8 protein-coding genes are annotated in these 13,212 nt (G+C 43.4%); 6 read left to right on the forward strand and 2 right to left on the reverse strand.

All coding sequences use genetic code 11. From position 1 onward, the window contains the following. Nucleotides 1-38 precede the first annotated feature (38 nt). Nucleotides 39-920: a 4-hydroxy-tetrahydrodipicolinate synthase gene (dapA, locus tag CQA40_RS04200; protein WP_034560191.1), complete on the reverse strand. Its 882-nt coding sequence runs from the start codon at nucleotides 918-920 to the stop codon at nucleotides 39-41. A 324-nt stretch (nucleotides 921-1,244) separates the two neighbouring features. On the opposite strand from dapA, the gene CQA40_RS04205 reads away from it, so the two are divergent. From CQA40_RS04205 to CQA40_RS04225, 4 genes are all read left to right on the forward strand, one after another. Continuing rightward, nucleotides 1,245-2,597, forward strand: coding sequence for a hypothetical protein (locus CQA40_RS04205; RefSeq protein ID WP_115519686.1), 1,353 nt, complete (start codon nucleotides 1,245-1,247; stop codon nucleotides 2,595-2,597). A gap of 323 nt (nucleotides 2,598-2,920) precedes the next feature. Beyond that, nucleotides 2,921-4,483, forward strand: coding sequence for a DNA recombination protein RmuC (gene rmuC / locus CQA40_RS04215; RefSeq protein WP_115519688.1), 1,563 nt, complete (start codon nucleotides 2,921-2,923; stop codon nucleotides 4,481-4,483). A gap of 246 nt (nucleotides 4,484-4,729) precedes the next feature. Beyond that, nucleotides 4,730-5,569: a UTP--glucose-1-phosphate uridylyltransferase GalU gene (gene galU / locus CQA40_RS04220; protein WP_115519689.1), complete on the forward strand. Its 840-nt coding sequence runs from the start codon at nucleotides 4,730-4,732 to the stop codon at nucleotides 5,567-5,569. A gap of 171 nt (nucleotides 5,570-5,740) precedes the next feature. Beyond that, nucleotides 5,741-6,142, forward strand: coding sequence for a hypothetical protein (locus CQA40_RS04225; RefSeq protein ID WP_115519690.1), 402 nt, complete (start codon nucleotides 5,741-5,743; stop codon nucleotides 6,140-6,142). Between the two features lie 96 nt (nucleotides 6,143-6,238). Here the strand turns inward: CQA40_RS04225 and CQA40_RS04230 are convergent, their stop codons facing one another. Then, on the reverse strand, nucleotides 6,239-8,938 hold the full coding sequence (locus CQA40_RS04230; RefSeq protein ID WP_115519691.1) for a TonB-dependent receptor domain-containing protein: 2,700 nt from the start codon (nucleotides 8,936-8,938) through the stop codon (nucleotides 6,239-6,241). A gap of 363 nt (nucleotides 8,939-9,301) precedes the next feature. On the opposite strand from CQA40_RS04230, the gene CQA40_RS11070 reads away from it, so the two are divergent. Together CQA40_RS11070 and CQA40_RS04240 are read left to right on the forward strand one after the other, a co-directional pair. Further along, on the forward strand, nucleotides 9,302-11,629 hold the full coding sequence (locus tag CQA40_RS11070) for an ABC transporter substrate-binding protein (RefSeq protein WP_181882826.1): 2,328 nt from the start codon (nucleotides 9,302-9,304) through the stop codon (nucleotides 11,627-11,629). Nucleotides 11,630-11,791: 162 nt separating this feature from the next. Next, the coding region (locus tag CQA40_RS04240; protein ID WP_258864453.1) for a DNA methyltransferase at nucleotides 11,792-13,212 on the forward strand (1,421 nt) is incomplete at its 3' end.

The raw sequence follows: 13,212 nt of genomic DNA on the forward strand, positions 1-13,212 counted from the left end.
GCTTGCGCCACAGCAGGCATTTTTATTAGAATCTACACTCATTTGCACACCTCATATTGTTGTAAAATCTGCTCAATCAAACGCATATTTTCCACGCTAGGAGCGACCAAAGGTAGCCGATACTCTAGTGTGGGTATAAGCCCGCTCAAAAACATCGCAGCTTTGATAGGTATAGGATTGCTTTCGCAAAATAATACCGAATTTATATCATAAAGTTCATTATTTATCGCTTTAGATTCCAATATTTTGCCCTCAAGCGCGTAGTGTGTGAGCTGGGCGATTTTGTCTGGCAAAAGATTGCCCGTTACGCTGATTACACCTTTTCCGCCGTTTGCTAGGATTGGGTAGTTTATAGCGTCTTCTCCGCTAAAGATTGCTAGCCCTTGCGCGTGAGTGTTTAGCTCAATGATTCTCTCCATAGAGCCGCTAGCTTCTTTTATCGCAGTGATATTTGGCACTTCTTCAAATAGCCTTATAGCCGTGCTTGTTTCGATATTGACTCCTGTGCGGGAGGGGACATTGTATAGCACAAGTGGGATTTCTACGGACTTGGCTACGGCTTTGTAGTGCTGATATAGCCCCTCTTGACTTGGTTTGTTGTAATACGGCGATACGCATAGTATGCCATCAGCTCCACACTCTTGGGCAAATTTGGCTAGCTCGATAGCCTCGCTTGTGGCATTGCTCCCCGCTCCTGCTAGGACTTTTGTCTTGCTTCCTTTGCAGACGCTTACTGCCATTTCTATGCACTGCTTATGCTCGCTGTGGCTTAGTGTGGCGGATTCTCCCGTAGTGCCCACAGGCACGCACGCGTCCATTCCACAGCGGATTTGTCTGCGCAGCAGGCTCATAAATGTCGCTTCATCTACCTTGCCGTCTTTAAATGGCGTGATAAGCGCACTCATCGCTCCTTGCATCATCGCTCCTTTTTGGCTTATATTTGCTATTTTAGATTTTGCTTTTTGGGGGTTTTAGAGGCATTGTTTTGATTTAAGTGGTGTATTTTAGCATATTTTGTTGATTTTTCTTATTTTGATTATTTTTTGGCTTTTGACTTGCAAAATCTATTTTTGGTAGCAAAAAATTGGGGGGCAAAAATGAAGTGGCAAGAGGTGGCATAAAGTTTTACAAAAGTTTTACAAAATTTACACAAAAATAACAAAGGTTAAAAATCCGTTTTTTTTTTTTTTTGTAGTATAGAGTTGCTTTGCTGATTTTTGATTGAGTTTTGGGATTTGTGAAATATGTCGGGTGTGGAGCAAATCTATCAAGCAATCTCTAAGGCAAAATCTAAAAATCTTTTGATAGATTTTGCTTGCAAAAGCGGTGGAGCGATTTTTTACAAGGAGTTTGAGATGTTAGCAAATGCTTACAAGAGGGGAGCTACGCGCTCTTTTTCACGCCTTTGGAGATTCTCACGGCATTCACACCATTTGGGGGCTTCGCCTTTTTCTACTTTTCCTAGTCTTTCTCTTTCTTGCGCGCTTTGTGCGGCATTGGCAGTGCCTGCACTAGCTGAAATCCAAGTGTATAACAATGACGAAAAAGCCATAAAGGTAAATCTATATGGTGCGCTTTTGGGCTATACAGGTGGCGGTGGGATTACTACACAGCAAAGTGGCGACATAAACAAAGACAGCCAATACATAGCGGGAATCCAAGTAAATTCTCGCATAGGTATTGACACGCACTATGATAAGTTTATGCTAAAGCTTGAGATAGGTGCGCAAGAGCCCTCTATGACAAGTGGTGCAACCACAGGTATGCCCGGGATTCGTAAATTCTTTGGGCAGTATGACTTCGGCAAAGGTGGCAAGCTACTTTTTGGGCGAAATGACTCTCCCACGGTAGAGGGTGGGTTTAATAGCGACTTTTTGCATCAAGACACAGGTAGCACGGGCTTTGGCTCTGTCATCACGGGCAATCGCGACACACAGCTAGCTTATAGCAATGCAGGTGTGAGCATAGCACTTATCCAAGACCACTACACCATAAGGGAAGTGCCTAGAGTGAGTGTCGCCTATCAGTTTAGAAACAAAGGCGCGATAAGCAACTTCAAAGTGGGCGCGACATACAAATACTACAACGCAAATGCAAGCGGCGGAACAAGACCTGCAAGTGTAGGAAGCGGACACGCGTGGAATGTCATCGCAGGGGTAAAACCTGTGTTTGGACCTGTGTCTTTGTCTGTGTTTGTGAATTATGGCATAAATGGCGATTTATACGGCGAGCAGAGGACTTCCTATGGCACGGGCAACTTCAACTACGGAAGCATAGCCACAGGCACTGATACAAAGAGAGGTGGCGGGTTTTTTGAGCTTAGTTACAAGGCAAATGACGCTCTCTCTTTCACGCTTGGTGCGGGCTATCAGCTAAGCTATGGTGGAAATGGAGCGACTGCAAATCGTGCAGCTATCACTCAAGCGGTGGCAAATGAGTTTGTCCACAGCTACAAAGTCTCTTTCCAAGTCCCCTACAAAGTCTCCAAAAACTTTACCATAGTCCCACACATAGGCTGGTATAACTCCTACTTGCGCAAAGCCGATAGACAGCAAGGTGGTATCACGGGGGTTGTGCGCTTCCGCTATGATATATAGTGGCGTTGTCATATCTAGGCTTAGTTGGCTAGCGCAGTGTATAGGGCTTTTCTAATTTGCGTGGTGGTTTTGTCGATTTGCTAGATTCTAGCAATCTAGTCGCCACGCAAATATTTGTATTTGCTTTGTTTGGGAATCTATCTTTTGCTTACTTAACTTTCTTTGCTTGATTTTTGCTTTGCTTGTTTTTTTTGACTTTTTCTTTACTTGCCCCTTGCTTTTTAATTGCGTGCTTGGCTTTTGATTCTTGTTTAAGCCAAAGATTCTAAATATGCTATAATCGCGTTTGCTAAATTTGCCAAAAATCAAAAAAAGGAACTACGATGTTTGATATGCTTGATATATCTTCTTGGCTACTTGTGTTTGTAGCCCTCATCTGCGCTCTAGCACTACTGAAAGTAAAATCCCTAAAATCACTCCTAGCAAATACCCAAAACCTACTCTACTCCGCACAGCTAGAAGCCAAAGAAAAATCCCAATCCCTAGCACAGCTGGAAGCCAAACTAGAATCCTCCAACCACTTCTATGCCCAAGCCCTAAAGGATAAATCCACCCAACTAGATGAGCTAAAGCAAAACCAAAAAGGCGAGCTAGAAAAGCTAGAAAAACGATATGAAAATAGCCTAAAAACACTCAAAGAGGAGCTAGAAAAAAACCTAGAAATCCAAAAAACTGCCTTGCTAAATCAAAACAAAGTAATGCTAAATAAAGATTCTAGGGAGTTGCTAGAAGAGATTTTTACCCCGCTAAAAAAGGAAATGGAGGGGTATTCTAAAAGCTTGATTGCAAATGAAGCAAGCCTAAAAGAAAATATCTCACATATCTTTACTTACTCACGCAAGCTAGGCGAGGACGCAAACAAGCTAGCCCAAGTCCTGCAAGGCGAAAAGAAGGTGCGGGGGAATTTTGGCGAGCTACAACTAAAGACCGTGCTAGAATCAAGTGGCTTGCAAGAGGGGATAAACTATGAACTTCAAAGTAGCTTTAGCGATGATGATAGTGGGGTAAGCAAGCGGTTTGTCCCCGATGCGGTGGTGTATTTTGATACCAAAAGCGGGATTGTGATAGATTCTAAATTTTCACTGCCAAATCTGCCAAGTGCGGACTCTACGCATTCTTTAGATTCAAATGCGGGGCTTGAGAGTGATTCTCTACCAAAAGGCGAAATCCCAAGCGATACGCAAAACCTACCAAATGCTTCTATAAATGCCACAAATCCCGCACCAAACGCGCTCTCAAACTCGCTTCTACAAGCTCAAATCGCCAAAAATCTAAAATCTCGCATAGATGAGCTAGCAAAAAAGAACTATCAGAGATTTCACTCTAGCAATCCTAGATTTAAAAATGCCAAAATGCACGAGTTTGTATTGCTTTTTGTGCCATATCAAAACATACTAGATATGGCATTGGAAGCGGACGCGTATATTTACCAATACGCCTATCAAAAGGGAATCTACCTCACCACGCCACACACGCTTTTTATGGCTCTAAAAACTATCAGCATCGGTTGGGTGCATATACAGAGTGATGAGAAAGTGCAAAGGGCGTTTGAAGAGATTGGCAGATTTTATGATAAGTTTGCTTCGTTTTATGAGGACTTTGAGCGGCTAAAAAAGACACTCAAGCAAGCTCAAAACACAAGCGATGAAATGGAGACAAAGATAAATGGCAAAGGCGGGCTTAGCTCGCGAGCAGAGAGTCTAAAAGAGCTAGGCGCAAAAACCAAAAAATCCCTACCAAAAATCAAAGAAGCCCAAGATGAAGACCAAGACTTAGATAAGCTGGACAAAACAAAAATCATTGACAATGATGAGAAATGGGAGCTAGTGGTAGACTCTAAAGAGATAGATGAGCTTAGTGAGTCTAGGGATATGCCTGAAGTGTAGCAAGCGCAAAGTAAGTGCAAAGTAAGCGCAGAGGGGAAAGCGCAGAGTGGGGAAGCAGATATGCTAGGGGCAACGCAAGAATAATCAAGGCAAATAAGAGATAATGCGTGATAAAAGTCTATTAACGCTTTTTTTGTCTTTGTGGATTACAATGCGACTTGATTCTTAATAAATCTTAAGAAAATCAGCGATTGGAGCAAAATCTAAAATCTAGCCCAAAAAATCTCATAAAAAGGAGAATCCAAAATGATACAAAAATGTCTTTTCCCAGCAGCAGGCTATGGCACGCGCTTCCTCCCCGCGACAAAGGCTATGCCAAAAGAAATGCTCCCCGTGCTTGCAAAGCCACTTATCCAATACGGTGTAGAGGAAGCTCTAAGTGCTGGCTGTCATACGATGGCAATTGTTACGGGGCGGGGTAAGCGCAGTATCGAAGACCACTTTGACATAAGCTATGAGCTAGAGCACCAAATCAAAGGAACGGATAAGGAGTTTTTGCTAAATGAGGTGCGCTCTCTCATCACACAATGCACTTTTTCCTACACTCGCCAAAACGAAATGAAAGGGCTTGGGCACGCGATTTTGACAGGGGAAACGCTCATAGGCAATGAGCCTTTTGCGGTGATTTTGGCTGATGACTTGTGCTACAATGAGGGAGATGGCGTGCTAGCCCAAATGACAAAACTCTATGCTAAGCATAAATGCTCTATTGTCGCCATTGAGGAAGTGCCACTAAGCGAGGTAGACAAATACGGTGTAATAGCAGGGGAGGAAATCGCTCCAAATGTCTATCGTGTAAGCAAGATGATAGAAAAGCCAAGCCAAAAAGAAGCCCCATCAAATCTCGCAGTCATCGGCAGATATATACTCACGCCTGATATTTTTGATATTTTGCGAGTAACGCCTCCGGGTAAAAAGGGCGAAATCCAAATCACAGACGCGCTAATGGAGCAGGCAAAAAATGGACGCGTGCTTGCGTATAAATTTCAAGGGAAGCGATATGATTGCGGGAGCTTAGATGGCTTTGTCGAAGCGATAAATGCGTTTTATCAGCACCAAAAGGCAAATAAGCAAAAAGACAAATAGTAGGAAAGCTAGTAGGCAAAAGCGCGAAATAATAGCCACGCGTGCAAAAAGTGAAAAAGCACAAAATGCTAGAATGCAAGTAAAATCAATCACTTCCATAAGATAAAGCAAAAAGGCGTTTGTGCTAAAAATATTTATACTAAAAGGGCATTTACATTACAAGGAGTAGCAATGTTTAATCACGGGTTTTTCGCGCTATTTTTGATTTTGGCATTTGGGCTTGGCTCGGTGCTACTTGTGTTTGGGGTTGTGGCGCGTTCGGCGTTCGGCGTGCGTCCTCCTAAGCCAAAGCAATTTACCATAAAGGATTTTCGCGCACTTATCCCTGATGCCAAAACTCAAGCCAAAGCCTTAGAGCTAGTGGATATGTTTATCAAAAAGTTTAATATCATCGCACCGCAATCCCTACAAAGACAAGAATGGCTTGATGCGGTAAAAGAGCTAGTCTCGCTAGATAGCATAGACACGGACAAAGCTGCTGAAATACGCGAGCGACTCATATCTAAAAATCCTAATTTGCAAAATGATATAACGCAGCTTGTCGGCAATGCTTTGAAAAATAAGAAAAGCTAGGGATTTTTGGGATTTTGATTTTGAGGTTATTTTTTGAGATATTTCGCTTCGCTTAAGTATGACAAAAAGTCGCTATGATTTTATTTGCGATTTTACTTATAGCTTGTAGCCGATTTGGAGGTAGAAGCTAGCACCCGGCATTATGTAGTAGTCCCAATACCTATTGTTTGTCATATTTAGAAATTGCGCGGATATGTCAATCCCATTTGCAAAGGCATAGCCCGCTTTGGCGTTTAGGGTGAATTGCTCATCATAGCTATATAAAGAGCCCCAAAGCCTTGTGTTTGCATCATCGTAGAAAAACGCGCTTGTGTAGTGCGCCCACAAAGAGCCATAAAATCCGTATTTTGGTGCGTAAGAAAGGCTAAAGTTTGCGCTATGTTTGGGGATAGCTGGGAGGGCGTTGCCTTTGGTGCTTTGGTTTGGGTTAGCACTTGTGTTGGTTAGGAATTGTGTATTTGTAAGTGTGTAGTTCGCACCAAAGGCTAGGGCGCGATAGATGGGAATCTCTAGGGTGTATTCTATGCCATTGATTCTAGCCCTGCCTGCGTTTCTTCGCATTCGGACGGTGTTAGAGCCATCGCCTGTTTGGTATATCATATCAAACATTTCTATGTTGTAGAAATAAAGGCTTGTGTTTATCCATTTGCTTTGGTATTCTGCGCCGATTTCAAAGCTTAGTGCTTGCTCGTGCTTTAGGTTTGGGCTGTGCTCTCGCCCCTCGTGCCCAGAGCCTCCACTGCCGAAGTTGAAATAATACTTCTCTCTCATCGTTGGCATACGAAATCCATATCCTACGCTAGTTTTTAGGGTAAGGTTTTGCGGGGTGGTGGAGCTAAGCAGTGGGGTGTAGTGCAAGGCTAGATTGGGACTAAAGATAGGCAAGTAGGTAGTGGCAAAGCGTTTGTTTAGCTCTGCGTTTCCTGCATTTTCTTTGTCTTCTATGTAGTTGTCGAAATTTACCCAATTATCAAACCTACCTGCTAGAGTAGAGCCAAATTTGCCATACTTGCTAGAATCTACCCAAAGAGAATTAAGAGAGCCATATATCGAGCCTATAAATGTCTCTCCCCCATATTTGTTGTGGTAGCCACTTCTTGTGCTAGAATCACGCCAATTTGTGAGAATGGGCGTTGTCTGCACGATATGGTGGTAGCGAAACTGCGCTCCTAGCGTGAATTTTTGCCTATCATAGTGCAAATCCTCATAGATGAAGTCTAGGTAGTTGTTGCTTGTGTCGATGTCTTGTCCTCTGCCTTTTCCGCTAGAGAAGTTTCTATTTGTGTCGCCATTTTCTGCGTCCTGCCATTTGCTAAGGAGATTTAGGCTAGATGCTTGGATACGAAATATGCCATCATCAAAGCTATGGAGGTAGTTTAGGCTAGCTAGTATGTGTGAGTAAGTGCCTAGCCCTGTTTGTCCGCTACCGATGAAGTAGTTTTGGTTATTTATCGTGTAGGTGGGATTTCCGCTGGCATCTCTTAGGTAGGTTTTGTAGTTTTTGGTGTCGTAGTTGTGGTTTGAGAAGCGAAATGTCGCGCTTAGCTCATCTCTCTCTCCTAGCTCATAGCTAGCTTTTATGCCTATGTCGTAGATGTTTACTTCTCTTTCACCGGTTGTGCCTATGATATATCTGTCCTTGTTGTCTATGTAGTAGCCACTTAGGTTGTTTGTTTGCTCTTCCATCTGTGTGGCGTTTACATACGATGGCGAGTTGGCATATACTTCACTTCGCTTAAACCCTCCGTGAATCTTCACTTTTAGCTTTTTGTCCAAAAAGGCATTGCCCACGCTTAAGTAAGCACTTGCGACATTTCTATCTGCCTCGCCGTCTATGAAAGCACTTCCATAGCCTGCGCTAGCCTTTATCTCTAGCTTTTTTGGCATAGCGGTGATGAAATTTATCACGCCACCTATCGCGCCTGTGCCATATACTGCGGAGGACGCTCCTCTAGCGATTTCTACACGCTCTACTTCGTTTAGGAATATTTGATTTAGGATTCTAGCTTCTCCCTCCAAATCGCTCAAAATCACCCCATCTAGCAAGACTAGCGTGCCGTAGTTTATCCCGCGTATTTTTACCTTTGGGCGGGGGTTGAAGCTGGCGTTGTTGTCGATGTGGACACCTGCTTGCTTGGAGATAATGTCTGTTATTTTGGTATTTGCTTGCGTAGAAATCGCTTTGGAATCGATGATTGAGACATTACCCGGAATGCTAGCTATATCGCTTGCAAGTGCAGAACCTGTGGTAACAACTCTATCAAGCTCTTTTATCTCTATGGGGCTTTGGGTGGATTTGGGTGTTTTTGGCTGTGCTGGTGTGTGTGGTGTGGGCGGAGTATCGGTGGATTGTTGCGTAGAATCTAGTGAGGGACTTTGGGTAGCTTGTGTGGGACTTTGTGTGGAATCTAGTGAGGGTTCTTGTGTGTCTTGCGCTTTATTCTCTGTTTGCATTCCTTGCTCCGCTTGCTCTGTGTGGCTTGCTTGGGCTTCTTGTCTTGCTTGTGTGCTTTGGGATTGTGGTAAATCTTGTGTGCTTGTTGCCGTAGTTTGCATAGTTTGTGCTTGTGCTGGTTGCTCGTGTTGGGTAGAATGTGCTTGATTTTGCGCAAGTTGATTTTGTGTAGACTGATTTTGGGTAGCTTGTGGATTGGCATTTAGTGAGCACAGATAGCTAGAAGCGATTATGCTTAGGGCTATGCGGGATAGATTTGTGGTTTTGCGTTTTTGGGTGGTGTTTGAAGGGTCGTGGTGGCTAGAGTGGCGATTGAAGTTGGTGGCTTGGATTTGATTCATTTGCAGTCCTTATCGTGCTTTTATGTATTGCACTTTTATATATTTCGCTTTTTGTCGCGGTTTGTTGGCATCGCTTGTGTGGCGATGAAAAAGCAGTGTAGCCAAAGTTTTTCCATTTTGATATAAATTTGCAAAATCAAAACGAAAATTCTTAGAAATTTTTACAAAACTACACATTTTTTGTGCATTTTTGACATTCTAGCAATTTTTTGATTAACAAAATATTACCAAATAGATTTTGTTAATATTTTTGGATACAATTTATAAAATCACAAAAAAGCATATTTTTTGTGAAATTTTGGGAATTTTTGCAAAGATTTAAGGGACGCGGTGGGACAAAAAATGTGGCAAAAGGTGGAAAAAATGAAGTCTTTTCTCAAGCCTATAATCGCACTTGCTAGGGCGAGTGTGGATAGGTTTGAAGGCGCATTTGGGAGTGTGATTGGAAGTGGGGTGAAAATCCTAGCTATGTTTGGGCTAGCACTTGGCATTTTTTCTTTGTGCGTGTTTTTTAGCGTGTCGCTTTTGAGGGAAAATCTAAGCCAAAACATCGCTTCAAAATCCTCCCAAAATCTTGTAGCAAGTCCAAAAGTCCTAAAAATCGCATATAGCCAAAATGTCGGTGCGCTAAACCCGCAGGGGTATAACAAAAACGCTATGTTTGCCCAAAACCTGCTCTATGAGGGACTGCTAAAGGCGGACAAAAATGGCGCGATTATCCCAAGCCTAGCGACTTCTTTTGCCCTCGATACAAGTGGCAAAGTCTATGTGTTTTCCTTGCGCAAGGGCGTGCGCTTCTCTAATGGCGAGGAGTTCAACGCCGATGCGGTGGTGCTAAATTTTGCCTCGATTCTCAAAAATCGCGCTAGGCACTCGTGGAGTGGGCTAGCGAGGGCTTTGGAGCGCGTAGAAAAAATAGATGACTACACCGTGCGACTTGTGCTAAAAGAGCCCTACGCACCCACGCTAAATGAGCTTGCACTGCCTCGTCCATTTAGATTTCTCGCCCCTAGCGCGTTTCCGCCTGATTTGGACTTAGTCGCGCAAAACCCAGAGCCCATCGGCACGGGTGCGTATATGCTAGTCGAGTCCAAGCTCGGCTCTTATGATAAGTTCGCCAAAAATCCGCACTATTGGGACAGCAAACGGCTAGAGGCGCAGGGTGGGCTATACTATGATGAGGTGGTAGTCAAAGTCATATTTGAGCCAAACTCCAAGCTAAGCGCGCTGCGGGCGGGGCAGGTGGATATGATATATGGCGCAGATGAGATTCCTATAAGGATTTTCCAAGAGATAAGAAATGAGGAGCTAAAAAGTGCGGGCAAAATCAATACCGTGCGTGGCGATAGTGGCAAAAGCCCAAAGTTTCGGGCGTATCTTGGGCAGGCTTCTTTCGCCACAAGCCTTATGCTAAACTCTAACCGCATAAAGCAAGCCCAAATCCGCAAGGCAATAGCCCTAAGCATAGACAAAGATACGCTGATAAACGCGGTGTATGGCATAGGTGTGAGTGGTGCAAGTAGTGGCGATAGTGGCGAAAACGGCGTGAGTGGCAAGAGTGATAAGAGTGGTGGCGGGGATTGTAGCGTGGATTGTGGTGCAAATCCTAGCGATGAAAGCGGTGCAAGCCCTACAACAAACACCATAGCAAGTCCCATAGCAAGTGTCGCGGAGAGCATTTTTGTGCATACACGCATTGTTCCTCCCTCGCTTGCAGATGATAATCGCACTATTCCCCCCTCCCTTAGCACGAGTGGGACTAGGGGGTGGGTAGAAACTAAGCCCAAAGATTCCCCCGCACAGCCACAATCTCGCCAAAATGCCAACCACAATCCAGAATTTAAACTGCAAAATCCTCAAAACCAAGCCCCACAAAACAAGCAAAACCAATCCCCCACACAAAAGGGACAAAACCAAAATCCGCCAACCCAAGCCAACCCAAGCCAACCCACGCAAAGCAAGCAAAACCCAACCACTCAAAACAATGCTTCACAAAAAGAGCAAAACCTCTATCAGCAAAATCTCACAAAAGCTCGTGAGATTCTCTCCTCTTTTGGCTACACGCAGCAAAATCCACTAAAGCTAGAGCTGTTTTTTTTCGGCGATAAGCCAAGCCAAAAAATGCTCGCCCAAATCCTCCAATCCCAGCTAAAAGAGGCAAATATCGCGCTGTCCGTGCGCGGGCTTGAGCCAAGTATGTATGCCAACGCGCTAAGGAAGGGCGAGTTTGATATGGCGTTTGTTGATTCGTGGGGTGCGCCCTATGAGCCGCTATCCCAGCTCTACTCCTACACCAAGCCGCTTGGGCACGGGGACTATATCGCCCAAAGTGCTTTGAAAGAGAAGCCACGCATTGACGCGCTTATTTTGCAGGCTATCAAAGAGTCCGCCTCTGTGGCAAACTCCGCGCAAAAACCACAAAATCTAGGGCAAAATCACGGCACAAATCCCGCCCGAAACAGCACGCAAAATCCTGCTATAAATTCTCCACAAAGCCCCGCACACAAATCTACTCACACAAATTCCGCGCAAGCCCTAAGCGATGAGGCGATAGAGCTGCTTATCCAAAGTGGCGTGTATATCCCGCTGCTGATTGAGCGAAGCAAGGCAGTCGCACACTCGCGCATACAGGGCGTGGAGGGCGTGAGCAGCCTAAGCTATGAGATTCCTATATGGGATTTTTATGAGTGAGGGGGGGTTTTGAGCGTTTTTAAGGGATTTTGCTTGAAATGAGATTTTAGCGCAATGTTTTTAGATTTTTGCACTTTGGCTAGAATTATCCAACTTAAAGAGAAAACTTTAGCGCGAAACATATTATAATTATCCCCTTAAATCTAAAAAAAGGTAGCACAAATGGCACAGGATAATCACAAAAACACTTCGCAAGACACCATAAACAATCATCAAAGCACCACACAAAATCCCCACCAAAGCACCTCCGCAACCACTTCGCAAGACAATCCAACTGATAGTCTCACCCAAGTCAAGCGTGATATTTTAGCCGAGCTAAAGCAACGCGTAGAGGACAAAATCTTAGAGCAAAACAACTACGATTTGCTAGAAAAGCTCATAAGCAAGGCAGAGAATATCGCGCAAGCACAGGCAATTAGCGCGCTAGGGACTACTTATAAAAAAACGGGCTTTCACTTTGATACAAGGCTAGAAAAAACTAAGGGCAACGCCATACACTACCTAAAAAAAGATAGCAAACTTAGCTTTGAAAATAACCCAAAAGCTATGACGCACACGCTTATCATAGGGGACAACTACCCCGCACTGCTAAATCTCCTCATCACATATAGAGAAAAAATCAAAGTCATCTATATCGACCCGCCCTATGGCAAGGACAATCTAGGCGACTTCGCCCCTACGAACTATAACAACGCAATCACCCGTGATAATCTCCTCTCAATGCTAAAGCCACGCCTAGAACTCGCCAAAATGCTTTTGCGCGATGATGGCGTAATCTTTTGTAGTATAGATGATAGAAATCAAGCCTATCTTAAATGCCTTTTTGATGATATTTTTGGGGAGAGGAATTTTTGCAGAGATATGATATGGCTTAAAGGAAATGCGCAAAATGATGCCGATACGATTCAAAGAAACCACGAAACCATTTTGTGCTATGCTAAAAATATAGAATCTAACCCAATCAATAAGATTTTGCAAAATGAAAAGGTAAAAGTGTTTAAGGACGAGAAAACAGGCAAGTTTTATTATGAAGGTGCTGGGCTTTCTATGGGTGGCGGACAAGGCGGTAGTCTTGAAAATAGACCAAGTTTAGGTTATACATTTTATTTTAATCCTAACACGAATGATATTAAACCAATCTTTGATTATGATAAGGAAGCCGTTAGGGCAAACAATACAAAGGAAATTTATACTGATAATATTGAATTGATAGAACAAGGATACATTACAATAAGACCACCAAAAATGGGTGCTGGAAATGGGTGCTGGAAATGGTCACTGGAAAAAACTATGCTTGAAATTGATAGGATTCTTATCAAAAATGGTAAAAATGGCTTTTCTGTTTATTATAAACAATGGCTAGAGTCCAAAGAGGTAAAGAAAGATTCTAACGGAAATTTATATGCAATGATAGAAAAAGAAAATCCGCCAAAAAGTTTTATAGATTTTGCAAGTAGTGGGTTAGGCACAACAGAATTAAAAAATATAATGGGGAGTAAAGTTTTTAATAATCCAAAAAACACAAAGTTACTTAAATATCTACTTCAAATCTCAACCACTCCGCACGGCACACAAACGGGGGG

Source organism: Helicobacter sp. MIT 01-3238, assembly GCF_003364135.1.
Taxonomy (GTDB): Bacteria; Campylobacterota; Campylobacteria; order Campylobacterales; family Helicobacteraceae; genus Helicobacter_B.